Annotated in this window: 20 protein-coding genes and 1 other RNA gene; 13 read left to right on the top strand and 8 right to left on the bottom strand. The window is 35.4% G+C overall.

Annotated features, from left to right (window positions below; all coding sequences use genetic code 11):
* Window positions 1–58: 58 nt before the first annotated feature.
* From fsa to ffs, 3 genes are all read right to left on the bottom strand, one after another.
* On the bottom strand, window positions 59–715 hold the full coding sequence (fsa, locus tag B6A10_RS12435; RefSeq protein WP_055091173.1) for a fructose-6-phosphate aldolase: 657 nt from the start codon (window positions 713–715) through the stop codon (window positions 59–61).
* Between the two features lie 82 nt (window positions 716–797).
* The gene (locus tag B6A10_RS12430) at window positions 798–1,601 is read right to left on the bottom strand and encodes an SDR family oxidoreductase (protein ID WP_188221127.1); all 804 of its coding nucleotides are present in this window, start codon (window positions 1,599–1,601) and stop codon (window positions 798–800) included.
* Window positions 1,602–1,756: 155 nt separating this feature from the next.
* Window positions 1,757–1,854: signal recognition particle sRNA small type (gene ffs, locus B6A10_RS12425), an RNA gene on the bottom strand.
* Window positions 1,855–1,942: 88 nt separating this feature from the next.
* Here ffs and B6A10_RS12420 point away from each other — a divergent pair.
* Window positions 1,943–2,992, top strand: coding sequence for a glutaminyl-peptide cyclotransferase (locus tag B6A10_RS12420; protein ID WP_188221126.1), 1,050 nt, complete (start codon window positions 1,943–1,945; stop codon window positions 2,990–2,992).
* Window positions 2,993–3,087: 95 nt separating this feature from the next.
* Here B6A10_RS12420 and B6A10_RS12415 read toward each other — a convergent pair whose 3' ends face one another.
* Window positions 3,088–3,942 carry a fumarylacetoacetate hydrolase family protein gene (locus B6A10_RS12415; protein ID WP_188221125.1) on the bottom strand — a complete coding sequence of 285 codons (855 nt, stop codon included), beginning with the start codon at window positions 3,940–3,942 and terminating at the stop codon, window positions 3,088–3,090.
* Between the two features lie 89 nt (window positions 3,943–4,031).
* The gene (locus B6A10_RS12410; protein ID WP_026715105.1) at window positions 4,032–4,796 is read right to left on the bottom strand and encodes an SDR family NAD(P)-dependent oxidoreductase; all 765 of its coding nucleotides are present in this window, start codon (window positions 4,794–4,796) and stop codon (window positions 4,032–4,034) included.
* Window positions 4,797–5,047: 251 nt separating this feature from the next.
* On the opposite strand from B6A10_RS12410, the gene B6A10_RS12405 reads away from it, so the two are divergent.
* The gene (locus B6A10_RS12405) at window positions 5,048–5,914 is read left to right on the top strand and encodes an AraC family transcriptional regulator (RefSeq protein WP_188221124.1); all 867 of its coding nucleotides are present in this window, start codon (window positions 5,048–5,050) and stop codon (window positions 5,912–5,914) included.
* An 87-nt stretch (window positions 5,915–6,001) separates the two neighbouring features.
* On the opposite strand, the gene B6A10_RS12400 is transcribed toward B6A10_RS12405, so the two are convergent.
* Both B6A10_RS12400 and B6A10_RS12395 read right to left on the bottom strand, forming a co-directional pair.
* A complete protein-coding gene (locus B6A10_RS12400) occupies window positions 6,002–7,042 on the bottom strand; it encodes a PLP-dependent cysteine synthase family protein (RefSeq protein WP_026715107.1) in 1,041 nt (346 codons plus the stop codon).
* 71 nt (window positions 7,043–7,113) lie between these two features.
* Window positions 7,114–9,174, bottom strand: coding sequence for a S9 family peptidase (locus tag B6A10_RS12395; RefSeq protein WP_188221123.1), 2,061 nt, complete (start codon window positions 9,172–9,174; stop codon window positions 7,114–7,116).
* Window positions 9,175–9,316: 142 nt separating this feature from the next.
* On the opposite strand from B6A10_RS12395, the gene B6A10_RS12390 reads away from it, so the two are divergent.
* Complete coding sequence (locus tag B6A10_RS12390; protein ID WP_026715109.1) at window positions 9,317–9,637, top strand: YbaB/EbfC family nucleoid-associated protein; 321 nt, start codon at window positions 9,317–9,319, stop codon at window positions 9,635–9,637.
* Window positions 9,638–9,726: 89 nt separating this feature from the next.
* Here the strand turns inward: B6A10_RS12390 and B6A10_RS12385 are convergent, their stop codons facing one another.
* On the bottom strand, window positions 9,727–10,746 hold the full coding sequence (locus B6A10_RS12385; RefSeq protein ID WP_188221122.1) for a threonine aldolase family protein: 1,020 nt from the start codon (window positions 10,744–10,746) through the stop codon (window positions 9,727–9,729).
* An 83-nt stretch (window positions 10,747–10,829) separates the two neighbouring features.
* On the opposite strand from B6A10_RS12385, the gene prfB reads away from it, so the two are divergent.
* From prfB to B6A10_RS12335, 10 genes are all read left to right on the top strand, one after another.
* A protein-coding gene (gene prfB / locus B6A10_RS12380; RefSeq protein ID WP_188221121.1) for a peptide chain release factor 2 occupies window positions 10,830–11,928 on the top strand; the annotation gives its coding sequence in 2 pieces (ribosomal slippage) (window positions 10,830–10,892 and window positions 10,894–11,928; 1,098 coding nt in all).
* Between the two features lie 128 nt (window positions 11,929–12,056).
* Window positions 12,057–12,626 (top strand): pentapeptide repeat-containing protein, encoded by a 570-nt coding sequence (locus B6A10_RS12375; RefSeq protein ID WP_188221120.1) that lies wholly within the window; start codon window positions 12,057–12,059, stop codon window positions 12,624–12,626.
* Between the two features lie 136 nt (window positions 12,627–12,762).
* Window positions 12,763–14,085, top strand: a complete 1,323-nt coding sequence (locus B6A10_RS12370; protein ID WP_188221119.1) for a hypothetical protein — start codon at window positions 12,763–12,765, stop codon at window positions 14,083–14,085.
* 97 nt (window positions 14,086–14,182) lie between these two features.
* Window positions 14,183–14,731, top strand: a complete 549-nt coding sequence (locus B6A10_RS12365) for an REP-associated tyrosine transposase (RefSeq protein ID WP_188221118.1) — start codon at window positions 14,183–14,185, stop codon at window positions 14,729–14,731.
* A gap of 76 nt (window positions 14,732–14,807) precedes the next feature.
* Window positions 14,808–15,173, top strand: coding sequence for a DUF1304 domain-containing protein (locus tag B6A10_RS12360; RefSeq protein ID WP_188221117.1), 366 nt, complete (start codon window positions 14,808–14,810; stop codon window positions 15,171–15,173).
* Window positions 15,174–15,343: 170 nt separating this feature from the next.
* Window positions 15,344–18,598 carry a cytochrome c biogenesis protein CcsA gene (gene ccsA, locus B6A10_RS12355; protein WP_188221116.1) on the top strand — a complete coding sequence of 1,085 codons (3,255 nt, stop codon included), beginning with the start codon at window positions 15,344–15,346 and terminating at the stop codon, window positions 18,596–18,598.
* Window positions 18,599–18,785: 187 nt separating this feature from the next.
* Window positions 18,786–19,559 carry a Rossmann-like and DUF2520 domain-containing protein gene (locus B6A10_RS12350; RefSeq protein WP_188221115.1) on the top strand — a complete coding sequence of 258 codons (774 nt, stop codon included), beginning with the start codon at window positions 18,786–18,788 and terminating at the stop codon, window positions 19,557–19,559.
* A complete protein-coding gene (locus B6A10_RS12345) occupies window positions 19,543–20,070 on the top strand; it encodes a KdsC family phosphatase (protein ID WP_055091187.1) in 528 nt (175 codons plus the stop codon). Before B6A10_RS12350 ends, B6A10_RS12345 begins: the two co-directional genes overlap by 17 nt.
* 121 nt (window positions 20,071–20,191) lie before the next feature.
* Window positions 20,192–21,121 carry a geranylgeranylglycerol-phosphate geranylgeranyltransferase gene (locus B6A10_RS12340; RefSeq protein ID WP_188221114.1) on the top strand — a complete coding sequence of 310 codons (930 nt, stop codon included), beginning with the start codon at window positions 20,192–20,194 and terminating at the stop codon, window positions 21,119–21,121.
* The gene (locus B6A10_RS12335; RefSeq protein WP_188221113.1) at window positions 21,111–21,695 is read left to right on the top strand and encodes a Maf-like protein; all 585 of its coding nucleotides are present in this window, start codon (window positions 21,111–21,113) and stop codon (window positions 21,693–21,695) included. The genes B6A10_RS12340 and B6A10_RS12335 overlap by 11 nt, the downstream gene beginning before the upstream one ends.
* Window positions 21,696–21,698: the final 3 nt, after the last annotated feature.

Genomic DNA, 21,698 nt, shown 5'->3' with positions numbered 1-21,698 from the left:
AACAAAAAGTCCCGTTTGAAAATCAAGCGGGACTTTTTTATAAATTTAAAGTAACAAATTACTTGTTTCCTTTTTCAAAATCAGCAATGAATTGAGCTAATCCAATATCTGTTAATGGGTGTTTCAATAAACCGGCAATTGCAGATAAAGGTCCTGTCATTACATCGGCTCCAATTTTAGCACAGTTTACAATATGCATCGTGTGACGCACAGAAGCCGCTAAAATTTGAGTTTCATAACCATAGTTATCATAGATCTCTCTGATTTCCTGAATCAAATTCAAACCGTCAGTTGAAACATCATCTAATCTTCCTAAGAACGGAGAAACATAAGTAGCACCTGCTTTAGCAGCTAATAAAGCCTGTCCCGCAGAGAACACTAAAGTTACATTCGTTTTAATTCCTTTATCAGAAAAATATTTAGCAGCCTGAACACCTTCTTTAGTCATAGGTAATTTCACAACAATTTGCTCATGTAATTCCGCTAGTTCCTCTCCTTCTCTAACCATTCCTTCAAAGTCCAAAGCGTTTACCTCAGCACTTACATCACCATCAACAAGATTACAAATGTCAACATAGTGTTTTAAGATGTTATCTTTTCCAGTGATTCCTTCTTTAGCCATCAAAGATGGGTTTGTAGTTACACCATCTAAAACACCTAATGATTGTGCTTCTTTAATTTGAGCTAAATTAGCTGTGTCAATAAAAAATTTCATAATTTATATATTTAATTGTTTTTAGATTCCGTTGCAAATAAAGTGTTTTTTATACACTTAAACTAATTCAACGTTTGCAAATTTACAATTTATAATGATTCATCAACATTTTTTCATACATTTTATCTGGTAACAAACGTTTTAAAACAATTGAAAATTTCTGCAAAAACGCTCCCACCTTATAATGAATCTTAGGATTTTTAGACTCAATAATATTATAAACCGCTACAGCCATATCTCTCGGATCACTTCCGCTATCCACATGTTCATCCATCGTTTTTAAGGTATTGCCATAAGGAATTTCATAAGCAGATCCTTTAATCAAAGGTGCATGAAAACGTCCCGAAGCAATATTTGTTGCAAAATCTCCCGGAGCTACATTAGTAATGTGGATACCAAAAGACTTTACTTCCATACTTAAACCCTCACTAATTAATTCCAAAGCTCCTTTTGAAGCTGAATAGACACTTCTATAAGGCAACCCCATATAAGCAGCAATCGAAGTCACATTAATAATCAAACCAGATTTTTGCTGACGCATTTGTGGCAACACCGCTTTCATCACTTCGATAGGACCAAAAAAATTAGTTTCGAAGTTATTTTTGATTTCAGCAGTTGGAATTTCTTCTAACGGACCTGTAATCCCTACACCAGCATTATTAATCACTACATCCAATTTTCCTGTTGTAGCTATAATTTTGGCAACAGCAGCCTGTATCGTTTCCGGTTTCCTAACATCCAAAGCTACTAAAGGAAAAACTGAGTTCAACACCTTTTCCGGATTTCGGCTGGTTCCATAAACTACAAAACCTTTTTGATGCAAAAACTCACCAATAGATTTTCCAATCCCTGAAGAACCTCCGGTAATCAACACTACTTTACTCATATTTTTTTTAGGTTATGAGTTATGAGTTTGGGTTATGAGCTTTGGTTTGTGGTGTGCAAACCTAACTTCTAATTTCCAACTCCTAACTTTCGAGAGATCCAAAAATAAAAAAATCCTCCCGAAGGAAGACTACTTTTAAAAAATTATTAAATAAAAAATGGCAAGCGACCTACATCGCACCGCTCAACCGCGTACCCTTGCTATGTTCCCATCCTGGGGGAGTCTGCAGGAGCTGGTCGTGTAGGACTTGCCGGTGCAAATATACAATCTTTTTATATTTTTGCAAGCCCTTTTGCAAGCTTAAAATAACATTGTATATTAGAACCATTAAAATTCAAAAGATGAAAAAACATAACTTATTATCTTTCATTTTATTAGGAACTTTACTTTCTAATTGTGGAGATACAAAAAATAGAGAAAATACCATATTTAATTTTGATTCATCCAAAATTTCGGCACATTATCAGCCTCAGGAAACGCTTAATTTGCCTATTTTGAATCCAAAATCAAAAGTTGTTGACAGCGTTGTCTACTACATAAACGACACAAAAGTAAAAACCGTAAAAGGACTTGAAAATTTGTCTTTTGAATTAAAAGATCAAAAATTAGGCTACCAAAACATCAAAGCCTTAGTTTATTTTGAAGGTGAAAATGCAGAAACAACTACAAGAATTGAAGTAGTTTCCAATGTGACACCTAAATTATTAAAGTATAAAATAGTTAACACCTATCCTCACGACATTAAATCTTTCACTGAAGGATTAGAATTTTACAAAGACACGCTATACGAAAGCACGGGACAAAAAGGAAATTCTTATTTAAGAAAATACGATTATAAAACCGGAAAAGTTTTCAAACAAATTGATTTGGACGGAAATTATTTTGGCGAAGGAATTACTTTTATCAACGGAAAATTATTTCAATTAACCTGGCAGGAAAAAACAGGTTTTATCTATAATGCCAACACTTTAAAACTGGAAAAAACCTTTACTTATACTAAAGAAATTGAAGGTTGGGGAATGACGCATGACGATAAATACATTTACCAATCAGACGGGACAGAGAAAATCTGGAAAATGGACCCTGAAACACAAAAAATGATTGACTACATCAATGTATATTCAGGAAGTTCAAAAATTAAAGCCGTAAACGAATTAGAATTAATCGATGGAAAATTCTATGCTAATGTTTGGCAAAAAGACGCCATCGCTATTGTTAATCCTTCTAATGGTGCCGTTGAAGCTATTGTTGATTTATCAGGATTGCGCAAATTAATCAATGCAACTCCTGAAGATGTATTAAACGGAATTGCTTACAATCCTAAAACTAAAACCATTTTTGTAACCGGTAAAAACTGGGACAAAATGTTTGAAATCACCGTTTCGGAATAACCGGTTTCTTTCTAAAAATTAATTTACAAACTAAAAAAGGAGCGCAAAATCATTCGATTTTTGCACTCCTTTTTAATTTTATCAAAAATGAATTACTATTTAGAATAAGCAACAGCTAATTGTTTGCTGGAACCTAATCCTTCGATACCTAATTCAATTACATCACCTGCTTTTACATAAATAGGATCCGGTTTAATTCCTAAACCTACTCCCGGAGGCGTTCCCGTACTGATAATATCACCAGGAAGCAACGTCATAAACTGACTTAAATAATGCACTAAATAAGGAATTTTAAACACTAAATTAGAGGTATTACTATTTTGGAAAGTTTTACCATTCACAGTCAGCCACATTCCTAAATTATTCACATCAGCAATTTCATCCTGAGTAGCTAAAACAGGTCCTAGAGGTGCAAATGTATCACATCCTTTCCCTTTAGCCCATTGACCACCCATTTCAATTTGGAACGCTCTTTCACTGTAATCGTTTAACAAAGCATATCCGGCAACATAATCCAAAGCATCCGCTTCTTCCACATAACTTGCTTTTTTACCTACTACAAAAGCCAATTCTACTTCCCAATCTGTTTTTTCACTTCCCTTTGGAATCACCAAATTATCATTTGGTCCACACAAAGAAGTGGTTGATTTAAAGAAAATAATTGGTTCTGTTGGGATTGGCGCATTAGTTTCATGACAATGATCGACATAGTTCAAACCAATACAAATAATTTTTGAAGGTCGGGCAACAGGAGAACCTAAACGAACATCATCAGCTACTTCCGGAAAAGAAGTTCCACTCTCAATGGCAGCTTTTAATTTAGCCAATCCGTCATTTTCAAAAAAAGACTCATTATAATCAGCTACAACCGAAGAAACATCGTATCTCTTTTCTCCAATTAAAATTCCTGGTTTTTCACTGCCTTCGGCTCCAAAACGTATTAATTTCATTTTTTTTATTTTTTAAAGTTACTATGTAGCTAAGGTTTGGAGTTATTAAGTATAAAAAACTTAGCAACTTAGAACCTTAGTATCTTTTTTTAATTATTCAATTTTATAAATCCTCCGTCAATCGGATAATCAGAACCGGTAATAAATCCGGCTTCATCACTAGCTAAAAACAAAGCCAAAGTAGCAATTTCTTCCGGTTTACCCATTCTGCCTATTGGCTGTGATTTAGATAATTTATCAAAAATTTCAGCCTCATTTCCCGGATAATTTTTAGCTATAAATCCATCTACAAAAGGCGTATGAACACGAGCCGGCGAAATCGAATTACAACGAATATTCTCGTTGATATAATCTTTTGCAACAGATAAAGTCATTGACATCACCGCTCCTTTTGCCGTTGAATAAGCAAAACGATCCGGAATTCCAACCCATGAAGCAATCGAAGCCAGGTTTACGATAGCACCTCCACCCGACTTACGAAATTGTGGAATAGATGCAAACAAACAGTTGTAAACTCCTTTTACATTTACCGCCATAATTCGGTCAAAATCAGTTTCCGAAGTAGTATCTACCTTACCTACGTGTGCTATTCCGGCATTATTAACCAAAACATGAATATTTCCTATTTTCTCAAAAGTTGCCACTACCTCATCATGCTGCGCCACATTACAGGCATGAGCAAACACTTTTCCGCCCTGAGCCGTAATTTCATCAACAGTACTTTGAGCACTTTCAGCAGTTAATTCTAAAATATGAACCTCAGCTCCCTGCTTTGCAAATAAAACTGAAATTGCCTTTCCTATACCGCTTCCGCCTCCGGTGATAATTGCTTTTTTATCTTTTAATGAGAACATTTTAATGTAGTATTAAATTATTAAAAATGATTATAATCTTTAAGAACAACAAATTTATGAATAAACAACTCGTATTCAAGAGATAATATTGTTTTAATTTTTTTCAAACCAAAATAAACTAAAACACTAAAAACCAACTAATTGATTCTTAACAAATTGTCATAAATAAAGAAAATAAAAATACTACTCAAGCCAAACACAAAGTAATTCAATTTTATCCTTATCTAATTATTATTTATCTTTGGCCACCTATGAAACTTGAAAAAACGAAAATATCGCCTTATCTCAATAGTCCCATTTCTGTACTCTTCCGGGAAGAACCTTTCTTTCAGGCTCCTTTTCATTCCCACCCGGAACTGGAACTGGTGTATGTAAAAGAAAGTTTTGGAAAACGAATTATTGGTAATTCTGTTACTAATTTCGAATCAGGAGACATGGTTTTTCTGGGTTCAGACATTCCGCATGTTTGGCTGAATGATGAAATTTACTATCAGAATATCAACAAATTAAAAGCAAAAGCAATTGTTGTTTATTTCAACAAAGATATTTTTGGCACCGCATTTTACGAATTAAAAGAGGCAAAAAAAATTAACAGTCTTTTTGAAAATGCCAAAAAAGGATTAGCCATTACAGGAAAAACCAACAAACTAATCGCTAAAAAACTAGAACAATTAGTTGAAAAACAAAACTTTGAAGTTATTTTGGGGCTTTTTGAAATATTGTCAATTTTATCCGAAACCAGCGATGTCAATTTTATCAATACCGAAAGCTACACAACAAGCCTTGATTCATATAAAAAAGACCGCCTGACCGACGTTTACCAATACATCAAAGAAAACTACAAAAAAGAAATTTCATTAGACGAAGTGGCGCAAATTGCCAACCTCACCCCTACTTCTTTTTGCCGAATGTTTAAATCAAAAACCAAAAAAAATTTTATTGAATATCTGAACGAAATACGCATTTCAAACGCCTGCAAACAACTTATCGAAACCGATATGAGCATCTCGGAAATAGCATATAATTGTGGCTACAAAACGGTTTCTAACTTTAATAAATTATTCAAGAAAAACACAGGAAACACTCCTAAAGAATACAAAAACAAAATTGCCGGATAATCAAAAACCGGTTAAAATCCTCAATAAATTGCATAAAAAAACTCCGAATCACTTCGGAGTTTTTATTTATAATCTGAAATTGAAATTTTATTTAATCAATTCAATTTTCTGAACGTCTTCTTCATTAATACTATCAAAGAATCCCTGTTCATTCATCCAGTCATCACTAAAAACTTTACTCATATAGCGGGAACCGTGATCCGGGAAAATAGCAATTACATTACTGTTCGCATCAAACTCCCCATCTTCGGCATATTGCTTAATAGCCTGTAAAACTGCTCCTGAAGTATAACCCACAAACAAACCTTCTTTTCGGGTAATTTCTCTGGCAGAATGTGCACTTTCCTCGTCAGTAACTTTCATAAATTTGTCAATCACATCAAAATCAGTTGCAGATGGGATTAAGTTTTTCCCTAAACCTTCAATTCTGTAAGGATAAATTTCTTCGGTATCAAACTCTCTGGTTTCGTGGTATTTTTTCAATACGGAACCAAAAGCATCAACTCCTAAAATTTTAATATTTGGATTTTGTTCTTTCAAATATTTAGCTGTTCCGGAAATGGTACCTCCTGTTCCGCTACAGGCTACAAGATGCGTGATTTTACCATTAGTTTGTTTCCAAATTTCCGGTCCGGTAGTATTGTAATGGGCATCGATATTCAATTCATTAAAATACTGGTTAATATAAACCGATCCTTTTGTTTCTTCATGCAATCTTTTTGCTACACTGTAATAAGAACGCTCATCATCAGCAGAAACATGCGCAGGACACACATATACTTTTGCTCCCATACTGCGAAGCATATCAATTTTATCTTTTGATGATTTAGAACTTACCGCTAAAATGCAATTATAGCCTTTTATGATGCTTACCATAGCCAAACTAAAGCCGGTATTTCCAGAAGTAGTTTCAATTATAGTATCGCCAGGAGATAATATACCTTTTTTTTCTGCTTCTTCAATAATGTACAAAGCAATCCTGTCTTTTGAGGAATGTCCGGGATTAAACGCCTCTACCTTAGCATAGAAATTACCTTCTATATTTTCAGTGACTTTGTTTATCTTGATAAGAGGGGTATTTCCTATCAGTTCTAAAACATTATTATAAGCATTTATTTCTTCTTTCATAAAAAAATAGTTAATCAAGATTAAGTTTTATTTAACCTGGATACGCCGCAAATTTAACAAAAAAAAACTAATTACTTTTTAATTTTTTCTAAATCTAGTAAAAAACTAAATTCTTTTGCTAATTCCTTCAGTGCTTCAAACCTTCCCGAAGCCCCGCCATGTCCGGCATCCATGTTCGTATCTAAATACAAAACAGTAGCATCATTTTTATACGTTCTTAACTTCGCAACCCATTTGGCCGGCTCCCAATACTGTACCTGAGAATCATGCAAACCTGTTGAAACATACATATTTGGATACTGCTGCTTTTTGATATTATCGTAAGGCGAATACGATCGCATGTATTGATAATATTTTTTAACATTTGGATTTCCCCATTCATCGTATTCTCCCGTTGTCAAAGGAATACTTTCATCCAACATTGTCGTCATTACATCCACAAAAGGCACCTGAGCAATCACCCCATTATACAATTCCGGGGCTTCATTAATAATTACTCCCATCAACAATCCACCTGCAGAACCTCCTTCGGCATACAAATGTTCCGGCGAGGTATAGTTGCGCTCAATTAAAAATTTGGAACAATCAATAAAATCAGTGAAGGTATTTTTCTTGTGCAATAATTTTCCATCCTCATACCAATGCCTTCCTAAATCTTCACCTCCGCGAATATGAGCGATGGCATAAATAAAACCTCTGTCTAATAACGACAAACGTGTTGAAGAAAAATAAGCATCCATCGAATGTCCGTACGAACCATAAGCATACAACAACAATGGATTTTGACCATTTTTCTCCACTTCTTTACGATAAACCATCGAAATCGGAACTTTGGTTCCGTCTTTGGCTGCCGCCCAAAGTCGTTCTTCTTTGTAATTATTTTTATCAAATGTACCTCCTAAAACTTCCTGTTCCTTCTTGATTTCCTTTTCTTTCGTACGCATATTGAAATCAATTATCGAAGAAGGCGTTGCTAACGACTGATAACTGTAACGCAAAATTTCAGTTTCAAAATCCACATTAGTCGAAGTAAAAGCCGTATAAGTTTCGCTGCCAAAAGGCAAATAATACTCTTCTTTTCCGTCCCAGGATCTAATTCGGATTTTATTCAATCCTCCGGTACGCTCTTCTAACACCAGATAATTAGCAAATATTTCGATATCTTCTAATAAAACATCTTCACGATGTCCGATAATTTCCACCCAATTTTCAGCCGAAGTAGCATTTTCAGGTGTTTTCATCAACTTAAAATTATCCGCCCCATCTTTATTGGTTAAAATATAAAAACTATCATCATAATGATTAAGGCTGTACTCTACTCCTCTTTTTCGCTTCTGAAAAATCTTAAATTTTCCATCCGGAGTATCCGCATTTAAAATACGAAATTCAGAAGTCAATGTACTTCCCGATTCAATAGCCAGATACTTTCGGGATTTTGACTTAGAAATATCCACATTAAAAGTGTCATCTTTTTCAAAATAAACCAATTCATCGGCTTCCTGAGGAGTTCCTAATTTATGCTTGAAAATAGAATCCGAACGTAAGGTTTGTTCATCCTGTTTCGAATAAAAAATCGTTTTATTATCATTAGCCCAAACCGCCGAACCGGTTACTTTTTCAATTTTGTCTTCCAAAATCTCATTGGTTTCCAAATTCTTTACCTGGATAGTATAAATCCGTCTTCCGATAATATCCGTGCTAAAAATAGCCAGCTTATTATCCGGACTGATACTCATACTTCCCAATTTAAAATAAGCCTGACCTTCAGCCAACTCATTACAATCAAACAAAATTTCTTCAGGAGCTAAAAGACTTTCTTTTTTTCGGGAATAAATTGGGTAATTTTTCCCCGTTTCATAGCGGGTGATATAATAATAGCCATTATATAAATACGGAACAGACTCGTCATCCTCCTTAATCCTCGCTTTCATTTCCTCATACAATTCCTTTTGAAATTCCTGCGTATGAGCCGTCATTTTTTGATAATATTCATTTTCCTGATTCAGATAATCAATCACTTCCGGATTTTCGCGGTCGTTTAACCAATAATAATTATCAATTCGAAGATCTCCAAACTTTTCTAATTCGGTAGGGATTATTTTAGCAACAGGCGGTTGTAATTTTTCTATCATGTAGTAATTCTTCAGATTTTTCTAAAAGCTGTGACAAAAATAGGCGAAACCATTTCGAATACTAGCAGCTTTTTCATCAATTTTAACATTGTTATCCCCGTAAAAATAGTAATTTCGTCAACTAATTTTAAAAAAAGTAAAAATGGATTTAATGGGAATGATGGGTAAACTAAAAGAAACCCAAAACAAAATTGAAGCTACTAAAAAACGTATGGATACCGTTCTTGTTGACGAACAAAGCACTGATGGTCTATTGAAAGTAACCATTACTGCCAACAGAACCATAAAATCCATCTCCATTGCTGACGAATTATTGGAAGATAAAGAACAACTGGAAGATTATATGATTTTAGTACTGAACAAAGCCATTGAAAAAGCTACTAAAATAAACGAAGCCGAACTGGATGCCGTGGCAAAAATGGATATGCCTATGATTCCGGGAATGGATAATCTTTTTAAATAAAAAAGCGGGAAGTGGGGAGTTAGAAGATGGAAGTTTTACTTTGAGTGATAATTTCTTCCAACTTCTAACTTCCATCTCCCAGCTCAAATCTACATCTTCGACAAAATCTCAATCACATAAGTATGCATCACTTCTCGGTAATCCAAGTGCGTTACGATGCGTAATTTTCGATTACCGATTACACTGATAGAAATATTTTTCTGTTTTAATTTTTCAACAAATGCTTCTTCGGAATATTCAGGAGCAAGTGTGAAAATCAAAATATTCGTTTCAACGGGTTCTACTGAAGCTACCCAGGATTTTTTCTTCAACACATTGGCTAACTCTTTAGCACGCCTGTGATCTTCTGTCAATAATTTGATATTGTTTTCCAAAGCATATAGCGCTCCTGCTGCCAAATAACCTGATTGACGCATGGCTCCACCTAAGACTTTTCGAACACGCAAAGCACGCTTTATAGTTTGCTTATCCCCTAATAAAACAGAACCAACCGGCGCTCCCAAACCTTTGGAAAAACAAACCGAAATGGTATCAAAAATGCGTCCGAAGTCTTTAGGGTTCTGTCTTTTGGCAACCAAAGCATTCCAAATTCTAGCTCCGTCCAAATGCAATTTCAAATTATTCGCTTCGCAAACTTTTTTAATTTTTCCCAATTCCTCCATTTCATAACAGGCTCCACCGCCAATATTGGTCGTATTTTCCAAACAAACCAAAGAAGTCAGCGGACTATGAAAAAAATCAGGATTATTAATAGCTGAAGCAATCTGATTAGCCGAAATCATGCCTCGGTTTCCATCCAATAAACAACAACTTACACCACTATTAAAAGAAACACCACCGGCTTCAAAATGATAAACATGAGCATATTTATCGGCAATTAACTGATCACCGGGCTGAGTATGTAATTTAATCGCGGTTTGATTAGCCATTGTTCCCGAAGGGAAAAACAAACCGGCTTCCATTCCGAAAACAGCCGCCACCCGGTCTTCGAGTTCATTCACTGTGGGGTCTTCCTTATATACATCATCCCCCACCTCAGCATTGAACATATATTGTAACATTTCGTAGGACGGTTTGGTAACCGTATCACTGACTAAATTTATTTGCATTCTTATATTTTTTTAAACAGACTCCTGTTGTAGTCCCTACGTGAATTTTTTTTCTATTTTTGTGCGACAAAATTACATAATTTATGACAACTACCGAACAAATTAAAGGTATTGTAGAACGCCTTGGTGCGTTGAGGAGGTATCTTTGACGTTGATGCCAAACTTATCGAAATTGCCAACGAAGAAGAGAAAACCTTTGCTCCGGATTTTTGGAACAACGCCAAAGAAGCCGAACTTATTGTAAAGAATCTCCGAAACAAAAAAAAGTGGATTGAAGACTACGACAAAGCGGTGGCTTTGACCGAAGAATTACAACTAGCCTACGACTTTTACAAAGAAGGCGAACTCTCTGCCGAAGAACTGGACGAACAATATGCCATTACCGAAAAACATATTGAAGCTATTGAATTCAAAAACATGCTTTCGGATGAAGGAGACAGTTTAAGTGCTGTTTTGCAAATTACAGCCGGAGCCGGCGGAACCGAAAGTTGTGACTGGGCCTCGATGCTGATGCGTATGTACATGATGTGGGGCGAAAAATACGGTTTCAAAATCAAAGAACTGAATTATCAGGAAGGCGATGTGGCCGGAATTAAAACAGTGACTTTGGAATTTGAAGGCGATTATTCTTTTGGTTATCTCAAAGGCGAAAACGGTGTCCATCGTTTGGTACGTATTTCTCCTTTTGACAGCAATGCCAAACGTCATACGTCTTTTGCCTCTGTTTATGTTTATCCATTAGTTGATGACAGTATCGAAATTGACATTAACCCTGCCGATATCGAAATCACGACTTCCCGTTCCAGTGGAGCCGGAGGACAAAACGTAAACAAGGTTGAAACCAAAGTGCAGTTGTACCACAAGCCTACCGGAATTCAGATTCAATGTTCAGAAACCCGTTCGCAACAGGACAACAGACAGCGTGCCATGCAAATGCTACGTTCGCAATTGTACGAAATCGAACTGAAAAAGAAACAGGCACAACGTGCTGATATTGAAGCCGGAAAAATGAAAATCGAATGGGGTTCGCAAATACGCAATTACGTGATGCAGCCTTATAAATTAGTCAAAGACGTTCGCACCGGTTACGAAACCAGCAATGTAGACAGCGTGATGAACGGCGAAATCGACGAATTCCTAAAAGCCTATCTGATGATGATGGGACAGAAAGAAGATGAGTAGTTTTCAGTGTTCTGTGTTCAGTTTTTAGTATTCAGCACATAGATTATAGAAGACAGTAGCAGAAGGCAAATTTTAAAAACACGCATTCTGCTACTAACTTCACCTCTCACAACTCACAACCGTAAAAAATGACCGAGTATTTCTTTGACCAACATTACCACAACATCCGCTACGGTCAGGAAAGCCTCAACCTCAAGGAATTTGAATACTGTACTTTTACCAATTGCGTTTTTTCCGATTGCAATATGATAGGGGTTACATTTATCGATTGTCAATTCCACCACTGTATTTTTAATCAGTCCAAAATCAACCACACGGCTTTTAGAACGGTCTATTTCAATAATTGCCAAATTCAGGAAGTGAATTTTGCCATGAGCGACAAACTCATTTTTGAAATGCACTTTGACCACTGCACTCTTGATTTTTCCAAATTCTACGCCCTAAAACTCAAAGGCATTAGTTTCAACAATTCCAGTTTGATTGCCGTTGATTTCATGGCAACAGATTTAACCGCTGCACAATTCTACAACTGCGATTTGTACCGCGCCGAATTTGAAAAAGCAAACGCTTCTAAAGTTGATTTCAGCACCAGCCGCAACTACACTATCGACCCTGCCAAAACCAAACTCAAAAAAGCGATTTTCGCTCTCGAAGGTGTAAAAGGATTGCTTGACAAACATGAGATTGTTGTAAAATAAAACCATTGCTATTTGTAAGAAAATTTGATTTTATAAGAATTAAGTAAGAATATTTTTAATATATTTGAGAAATCAAAATTACGCAATAACAATTGCGTATATTTTATGAGTTGGTAGTAATTTTAAACCATCCATCATGTTCGGAGAAAACAAAATAAATGACGGTTCATTATATCTATTAAACGATATGGTAGAAAATCGTGTAATCGAAGCAAAAAGAGAGCTTGCGGAATTATCACTAGAAGACACACAAAAACGAGATTTCTTAAAATCTCAAATAGAATTTTATGAATCTGAATTGAAAAAATTCAAAGCCGACATAGACAAACAACTTTCAGAAAAATTTCAGTTTTCTGTTGAAGAAATTTATGCGATGTATGGTCAGTACGACAATAAGTATATAACGATTGATTTTCAAAAGTTTACAGAATCAGCAGCAAAATTTGGCAGAAATATTGGTGGCATAATAACTTATCATAGAAGAGAACGAGAAGAATTAGAAAAAGTGATTGCAGAAGGGAATGTACCAAGAACTAATGGAATGGTGAAAATTGATTGTTCAAATGATGACAAATTAAGTGCTGAACAAAAAAAAGATTTGATTGAAAACGGATTTAAGTCCGGAGATATATACGAGATTTTGTCTTTAAATCTACCCAATGTTAAATCATATAACCAACCTGGACAAAAAGAAATACCAAATACAATAAACGTAAATTTTGACCCGACAGACTTTGACCCAAATAGAGCATACCTTTGGCTTTACAGTAGAAGAATAGAAAATGGAGATATTCTTATCGAAGAGGAATGGGCAAAATTCTGTGGTCTTTCTTTATACTTACAGCCTAATTCTGAACAACTAGATATTATACAAAAACACGCTTTTCAAGATGGACAAAAAAAACAATTGATTAGATTTTACGAACTCGAAGCTAAACTATATGCTACTGACATATCTGGAGAAGAAATTTTTGAATTTAGTGAGTTGTTGAAACAAAGGAGAGCCGAAAGAACAGAAGCGATAAAGTCCGAAATTAGAAGATCTACAAATAAAAGATTAAAAGTATTTGAACAAGAATATCCTCAAATCTACGAAGAGTTACAAAAATCCATTGTTCAATTTGAACCTGAAAGTCTTGAGTATTACGGAATGACTGTTCCTATATATTGGGATTACAAAAGTTATCTACATATCTATTTACGTCATTGTGATGAATTAGCAATAGAAGGCCATTTTGAAAACAAAACTAAATTTCAATACAATCAAAAAGACATTAAAAGGATACTAAAAATCGCCATAGAAAAGCTAAAACCCCAAATAGACGAAAAACTAAAAAATGGTCAAGAGTTTCGAATTTTTGACAATAGAACTTTATATTTCAATGGAAATCATTATTCATTACATATTTTGAGTAATGGAAGAGTTGCGGCATTTCATCCGATGGAAAACCCAAAATAATAAAAATTACTACCAGCTCGCGCAAGCGTCCCGCTTGTGCCCGCAAAGAAAATCCAATAAAAACGCTTTTATTTTTATAAATACTTGATTAAAGAGCATGAGCAGAAAATACAAGTTTGGTGAAAAATCGGGAGCTTATTTTATTTCGTTTGCTACCGTAAACTGGATAGATGTTTTTACTAGAGATATCTATTTTAGTTGCATCATTGAATCCTTGGATTTTTGCAGAAAGAATAAAGGAATGGAACTTTATGGCTATTGTATAATGCCTAGTCATATTCATCTAATTTTTCGTTCGGCTTTGAACGACCCTTCAGGATTAATTCGGGATTTTAAAGGATTTACATCAAAAAAAATACTCCAACTGATAGAAGACAACCCACAAGAAAGCAGAAAAGAATGGATGTTGTGGATGTTTGCACGAGCCGGAATAAAAAACTCAAATAATGTTAATTACCAATTTTGGCAACAACACAACCAACCTATTGAAATTTGGTCTTTAAAAGTATTCGAACAAAAACTGAATTACATTCATCAAAATCCTGTTGAAACAGGTTTTGTTACCGACCCAATAGATTGGAAATACAGTAGTGCCAGAAATTATGGCAATGATGATCATACTATTTTAAGTATTGATATGAATTAAATTGTGGGCACAAGCGGGACGCTTGCACTAGCGATGGGGAAAAAGCAATTAATCGTATCACATAAAAATAAAACCTATGGAAATCTTTTCAAAAATTCTTATTGGCATTGTGGCTATAGAACATCTTTACATTATGTATTTTGAAATGTTTGCTTGGGAAACCATCGGCAAGAAAACATTTAAAACTTTGCCTGCTGAATTATTCACGCCAACCAAAGGATTAGCAGCTAATCAAGGATTATACAATGGTTTCTTAGCAGCGGGATTGATTTGGAGTTTTTGCATCACTGATCTTATTTGGCAAAAAAACATTGCTACGTTTTTTTTAAGCTGTGTAATTATTGCTGGTATTTATGGAGCGATAAGTGCCAGCAAAAAAATATTTTTTACCCAAGCCATGCCTGCAATCATTGCAATGATTGTATTACTATTATCACACTAAAAGCAAGATCCATTTACAAAATAAAAAAACATTTATCTTTTCATAAAACGACTAAAATTCAGCAAGCCTTTGTGACTTAATTTTGGATTAAATTAACAAAAGTACGTCTTTAGTACTCAACATTTTTGAGTACTTTTGCCACACTTTTATATCAATGTAATCCCATAGAAATGGATAAAAAAATCTACGCTTTTTTGTTTTCTACCCGCTTAATGGCTTTTCTTTTTCTGGCTTTTGCAGTAGCGATGGCAACAGGAACTTTCATCGAGAGTAAATACAATACCGATACCGCCCGAATTTGGGTGTACAACACCTGGTGGTTTGAAGGGATTATGGCCATTTTTATGATTAACTTTTTAGGAAACATCAAGCGTTACCAATTGTGGCGAAAAGAAAAATGGGCAAGTTTACTGCTGCATTTAGCGTTTATTTTAATTCTGTTGGGTGCTTTTATTACCCGTTACATTAGTTTTGAAGGCGTGATGCCTATTCGCGAAGGCGCAACAGAAAGTCAGTTTTATTCCGACAAAACCTTTCTGACTATTTTTGTAGATGGCGAATACAAAGGCGAAATGAAACGTCGCACATTTGAAAAAGCGGTGCTGCTTTCTCCGGTAACCAACAACGATTTCTCGGTTTCAGGACAATTTGCCGATACTCCTTTTGAAGTTAAATACAAAAACTACATTTTAGGAGCTAAAGAATACATCAAACCCGATGCGAACGGAACTTTGTATATGAAATTAGTTGAAGCCGGTTCAGGCGGTCGTGAGGAACATTTCCTGAAAGAAGGCGAAGTGCAAAATATTCACAACGTACTTTTTGCCCTGAACAAGCACACCGATGGAGCCATCAACATCACTTTTGACGGAAAAGATTACACGATTGAAACCCCTTTTGAAGGAAACTTTATGCGAATGGCTGATAAGTTACAAGGCTCAGTAAGTAAAGACAAAGTAGAACCGCTTATGATGCGTTCGCTTTACAGTATTGGCGATATTCGCATTGTTTTCCCTGATCCTGCCGTTCGAGGAACTATTGATTATGAATCTGACAACGATTTTAAAGCCAAAAGCCACGAAGATGCTTTGGTAGTAACTATCAATGCCGAAGGTCAACAAAAAGAGGTAACATTATTGGGTTCAAAAGGAAAAACTGGCGAACCTAAAACGGTTAAAATTGGCAACATCGAATACTCTTTATTCTACGGAAGTAAGGCTTATATTTTGCCATTCAAAATAAAACTGAACGATTTTATAGCCGAGAAATATCCCGGAACCGAAAAAAGTTATTCTTCTTACGAAAGTAAAGTTAGTGTAATAGATTCTGCCGAAAAACCATTCGATGCGAGAATTTATATGAATCACGTTTTGGATTACCAAGGTTATCGTTTTTTTCAGGCTTCATTCGACCCGGACGAAAAAGGAACAGTACTTTCGGTAAACCACGACTTCTGGGGAACCTACATCACTTATACCGGATATTTTATTTTATTCTTTTCATTGATGGCGATTATGTTTACGAAACATTCCCGTTTTGCCGATTTAAAACGCAAACTGGAAGTGGTTAAAGAGAAAAAAGAAAAACTAATTACGGTTTTAGTGCTATTCCTAAGTTTCAATGGTTTTGCACAAATGCAGGATCACGACCATGACCATGAAGGACATGACCACAATCATGAGCATACGGAACAAGAGCACAATCACGATCACACTCATACCGAAGATGCTAAAACAGGAAAAATGCATGCAAGAGTGGCTCCAACAGAAAAGCAACTGGATTCGTTGATTACTAAATACAAAGTTTCCGAAAAACACGCGGCTCGTTTTGGCCGATTGATTATTCAGGATGCCGGCGGAAGAATGAAACCAATTAACACCTTTTCTTCTGAATTATTGCGAAAAGTAAGTCACGCAAACGAATACAAAGGCATGAATTCCGATCAGGTATTTTTATCGATGTCGCAATACGGACAACTTTGGGTTGAAGTTCCTTTGATTTACATCAAAAGCGGCAATGACAGCATCCGCAAAATTATAGGTATTGATGCCAAAGCTAAATATGCGCCTTTCATTGCTTTTTTTGACGAAGAAGGAAATTACAAATTATCTCCTTATTTAGAAGCGGCTTATCAGGCGGCCAACCCGAATCAGTTTGAAAAAGATTTCGTAGAAACCGACAAAAAAGTCAATTTGATGGAATCAGCTTTAAGCGGAAATATCCTAAAGATTTTCCCGATTCCGAATGATCCAAACAACAAATGGATTTCATTCAACGAAGTGGAAAAATCAGGACTAAAAGGCATGGATTCAACTTATACCAAAAGTGTTTTACCATTGTATTTTGGTTCTTTAACCAATGCCTCCGTTTCCGACGATTATAAAAATGCGGATGAATTATTAGAAAGTATTCACGGTTTCCAAAAGAAATTTGGCGCTAAAGTAATTCCATCGGAAAGAAAAGTCGATTTAGAGATTTTATACAACAAATATGATGTGTTCCAAAAATTGCCGTATTGGTATTTAACCGCAGCGATTTTGATGCTTTTGTTTACTATTATCAAAATTTTCAAAGAAAACAAAGCTTTGAATTATCTGGTAAATGGTATGCACATCGTCATCGGATTATTGTTTGCGCTGCATACCGCAGGTTTAATTGCCCGTTGGTACATTTCAGGTCACGCGCCTTGGAGTAATGCTTACGAATCCATCGTTTACGTTTCCTGGGCAACGATGTTCTTTGGATTGGCTTTTGACATCAAATCGAAACTGACTGTTGCGTCATCTGCCTTTGTAACGGCAATGATTTTGATGGCAGCTTACATGAACTGGATTGACCCGGAAATTGCTAATCTGCAACCGGTATTGAATTCGTATTGGTTAATGATTCACGTGGCAGTTATCGTGGCAAGTTACGGCCCTTTTGCATTAGGATTTATACTTGGTTTTGTTGCCTTGTTGTTAATTTTCTTTACCAACGAAAAAAACAAAGCCAAAATGAGTTTAAACATCAAAGAAATCACCTATATCAACGAAATGTCCTTAACTATCGGATTAATCATGTTGACTATTGGAAACTTTTTAGGTGGACAATGGGCTAATGAAAGCTGGGGACGTTATTGGGGTTGGGACCCAAAAGAAACCTGGGCTTTGATTAGTATTATGGTGTATGCTTTTGTAATTCACGCCCGTTTTGTTCCGGCTTTGAGAGGAAAATGGATTTTTAATCTGATGAGTATGTTTGCTTTTATTTCCATTTTGTTTACCTATTACGGAGTAAACTTTCACTTAGTAGGATTACATTCCTACGCCAGTGGAGAAGCGCATTCTTTAAACTGGATTTATTATTCTATGGGAACTATTGCTCTTATTGGTATTCTTACCTACCCAAAATATAAAAAGCATTACAAGAAAAATAAAAAATAATTTAGATTTCTAAATCATTAGAACCACAGATTAAACTGATTTCGACAAAATAAATTCTTGTCATTCATTATAAGCTGTGGTTCTTTTATTTTCAACAAAATATAATCGCTGGACTTTAGTTATTTAATTAGGTTTTCTAACAAATATTAGAATTCTGTACTTAAGTTTTTTTGTTAATTTTACCCTTATGATTAAAGTAAGCATTATTGGTTCGGGAAATGTGGCACAGCATCTTATCAGCACCTTTCAAAATTTAGAAAATTCGAGCAATGAAATCGAATTGTTTCAGGCTTTTGCCAGAAAAAAAGAAAGCTTAATTCATCTGCTTCCTGAAAATAAAATCGTCACCAATTACAACGCTTTAGGAGAAGCCGATTTGTACATCATCGCCGTTTCTGACGATGCTATTGCTACGGTTTCTGACGCACTTCCGTTCAAAAACCGATTGGTGGTTCACACCTCCGGAAGTATGCCTTTTAGTATTTTGAACAACAATAACCGAAAAGGCGTTTTCTATCCTTTGCAAACTTTCACCAAAGGAAAAGCAGTCGATTTCACTGGCATTCCAATTTGCTTAGAAAGCGAAAACGGCACCGATTACAAAGTGTTGGAAAAAGTAGTCCGGGCAATTTCAAATAAAGTCTTCGCTATCAATTCCGAACAACGAAAGGCCTTGCATGTAGCAGCGGTTTTTGTTAATAATTTTACCAATCACCTCTTCGCAGTTGGAAATGAAATTTGCACAGAAAATAAAATTCCTTTTGACATTTTAAAACCCTTAATGGAAGAAACGTTCCGCAAACTGGAAACACTTTCTCCAAAAGAAGCCCAAACCGGTCCGGCCATTCGTAATGACCAAAAAACCATTGCGGCTCACGAAGCTTTTTTAAAAGATAAAAAACAATTAAACTTATATAAAACCCTAACACAATCCATACAAGACAATGGCAAAAAGTTATAAAGAAATCATGAACGACATCACTACTTTTATTTTTGACGTAGATGGCGTTCTAACCGATGGTTCCGTATTTGTAAACAACGAAGGCGAAATGTTACGAACCATGAATATTCGTGATGGTTATGCCATGAAAGCAGCCGTAGAAAGCGGCTACAATGTATGTATTATTTCAGGCGGAAGCAACGAAGGCGTTCGTGTTCGCTTACGTAATTTAGGAATTAAAAACATTCATTTGGGTACTCCGGATAAGGTGGAAACTTTTGATGAATACATTGAAATTAACCAAATTAAACAGGAAAACATTTTATACATGGGCGACGATATTCCGGATTATCAGGTAATGAAATTGGTAGGTTTACCAACCTGTCCGCAGGATGCCTGTCCGGAAATCAAAGGGATTTCAAAATATATTTCACATAAAAATGGTGGAAAAGGTGCCGTTCGTGACGTAATTGAACAAGTTATGAAAGTTCAGGGCAAATGGATGGCAAATTTTGACGGAAAACACGACTAGATTGCAGATTTTAGATTTTTGACTTTAGATTTCAGATTTATTTAAAACTAAAAGTAAAAATAGATTTCTCAACCATCAACAGATAACGGACAACTCATAACCCAAAACTCATAACTCAAGAATGAACCTCCTCAATCTCATTCGATATAAAAACTTAGTAATGCTGGCTTTCATGCAGCTGGTTTTCAGATATGGTTTTTTAAAATTACAAAAAATCGATTTGGCGCTTGCTGACTGGCAATACGGTTTATTGGTTTTAAGCAGTATGTTGATTATGGCGGGCGGTTATGTAATCAATGATATTTTTGACCAATCCACTGATTCCATCAACAAACCCAATAAAGTTATTGTTGGCAAATTTATTTCGGAGGCCAAAGCTTATAATATTTATGCCTTCTTAACAATTTCGGGAGTTGCAATTGGTTTTTATTTAGCCAATGTGATTATGCGTCCAAATTTTGCCGCCATTTTCGTTTTCATTGCAGCAACACTTTATATTTATGCTACGAGTTTGAAACAAATGCTGCTCATTGGTAATATTGTTGTGGCTTTGTTATTGTCGGTAAGTGTATTAATTATTGGGATTTTTGATATTTTTCCGGCAACGGATACAGCTAATCAAAAAATCATGGGAAGCTTATTTTCGATACTTTTAGACTATGCTATTTTTGCTTTTCTGATTAATTTGCTTCGCGAAATTGTCAAAGATTTAGAAGATTCAGAAGGTGATTCCCAACAGGGAATGAGCACTCTGGCTGTTGCTTTAGGCACAAAAAAAACAGGCAAACTACTTTTTCTAATCAGCTTCGCTCCTATTCTTGCGTTACTTTATTACACCAATAGTTATCTGATTCCAAATCATTTGATTCCGGCTACGATTTACAGTTTACTTTTTGTTTTGGGACCTTTGCTGTATTTTAGTATCAAAATTTGGAATGCACAATCAAAAACCGATTTTACGCATTTAAGTAAACTCCTGAAATGGATTTTATTTTTCGGAATTCTGTCTATTTTAGTTATCACATTAAACATACAAAACCATGCTTCGTAATAAACTCAAAAACTATCAAATCATTCTCGCTTCGGGTTCTCCACGAAGGCAGCAATTTTTCAAAGATTTGGATTTGGATTTTGAAATTCGCTTAAAAGAAATTGAAGAAATTTTTCCTCCGGAATTAAAGCGCGAGCAAATTACCAATTATCTCGCCGAGCTTAAAGCCGCAGCATTTGATGGCGAATTAAAAGAAAACGAAATATTAGTAACCAGCGACACTCTGGTTTGGCATAACGAAAAAGCTTTGGGAAAACCAAAAGACCGCAACGATGCTTTTGAAATTTTAAAATCCTTATCCAATGTCACTCACGAGGTAATTACTTCGGTTTGCTTTAAAACCAATTCAAAAACGGAAGTTATTTACGAAATAACGAAAGTTACTTTTAACGAATTAAGTGACGAAGCCATTGATTATTATATCGAAAATTACCAACCTTTTGATAAGGCCGGAGCTTATGGCATTCAGGAATGGATTGGTTTTATTGGGGTTTCTAAAATCGAAGGTTCTTATGCCAATGTAATCGGGCTTCCGGTTGACAAAGTGTACCAATATTTGAGTAACTTAATCTAAAAA

This window comes from Flavobacterium pokkalii, assembly GCF_014596575.1.
Taxonomy (GTDB): domain Bacteria; phylum Bacteroidota; class Bacteroidia; order Flavobacteriales; family Flavobacteriaceae; genus Flavobacterium; species Flavobacterium pokkalii.
The sequence above is the reverse complement of the archived record's forward strand: the minus strand, read 5'-3'. Positions and strand labels throughout refer to the sequence as shown.

Coding starts and splice junctions, on each gene's coding strand:
- fsa (WP_055091173.1), bottom strand. CDS start 715: ATGAAATTTTTTATTGACACAGCTAATTTAGCTCAAATTAAAGAAGCA.
- B6A10_RS12370 (WP_188221119.1), top strand. CDS start 12,763: ATGTTCGGAGAAAACAAAATAAATGACGGTTCATTATATCTATTAAAC.
- B6A10_RS12385 (WP_188221122.1), bottom strand. CDS start 10,746: ATGCAAATAAATTTAGTCAGTGATACGGTTACCAAACCGTCCTACGAA.
- B6A10_RS12400 (WP_026715107.1), bottom strand. CDS start 7,042: ATGAAAGAAGAAATAAATGCTTATAATAATGTTTTAGAACTGATAGGA.
- ccsA (WP_188221116.1), top strand. CDS start 15,344: ATGGATAAAAAAATCTACGCTTTTTTGTTTTCTACCCGCTTAATGGCT.
- B6A10_RS12415 (WP_188221125.1), bottom strand. CDS start 3,942: ATGAAATTAATACGTTTTGGAGCCGAAGGCAGTGAAAAACCAGGAATT.
- B6A10_RS12360 (WP_188221117.1), top strand. CDS start 14,808: ATGGAAATCTTTTCAAAAATTCTTATTGGCATTGTGGCTATAGAACAT.
- B6A10_RS12410 (WP_026715105.1), bottom strand. CDS start 4,796: ATGTTCTCATTAAAAGATAAAAAAGCAATTATCACCGGAGGCGGAAGC.
- B6A10_RS12390 (WP_026715109.1), top strand. CDS start 9,317: ATGGATTTAATGGGAATGATGGGTAAACTAAAAGAAACCCAAAACAAA.
- B6A10_RS12375 (WP_188221120.1), top strand. CDS start 12,057: ATGACCGAGTATTTCTTTGACCAACATTACCACAACATCCGCTACGGT.
- B6A10_RS12420 (WP_188221126.1), top strand. CDS start 1,943: ATGAAAAAACATAACTTATTATCTTTCATTTTATTAGGAACTTTACTT.
- B6A10_RS12345 (WP_055091187.1), top strand. CDS start 19,543: ATGGCAAAAAGTTATAAAGAAATCATGAACGACATCACTACTTTTATT.
- B6A10_RS12335 (WP_188221113.1), top strand. CDS start 21,111: ATGCTTCGTAATAAACTCAAAAACTATCAAATCATTCTCGCTTCGGGT.
- B6A10_RS12365 (WP_188221118.1), top strand. CDS start 14,183: ATGAGCAGAAAATACAAGTTTGGTGAAAAATCGGGAGCTTATTTTATT.
- B6A10_RS12350 (WP_188221115.1), top strand. CDS start 18,786: ATGATTAAAGTAAGCATTATTGGTTCGGGAAATGTGGCACAGCATCTT.
- B6A10_RS12430 (WP_188221127.1), bottom strand. CDS start 1,601: ATGAGTAAAGTAGTGTTGATTACCGGAGGTTCTTCAGGGATTGGAAAA.
- B6A10_RS12395 (WP_188221123.1), bottom strand. CDS start 9,174: ATGATAGAAAAATTACAACCGCCTGTTGCTAAAATAATCCCTACCGAA.
- B6A10_RS12405 (WP_188221124.1), top strand. CDS start 5,048: ATGAAACTTGAAAAAACGAAAATATCGCCTTATCTCAATAGTCCCATT.
- B6A10_RS12340 (WP_188221114.1), top strand. CDS start 20,192: ATGAACCTCCTCAATCTCATTCGATATAAAAACTTAGTAATGCTGGCT.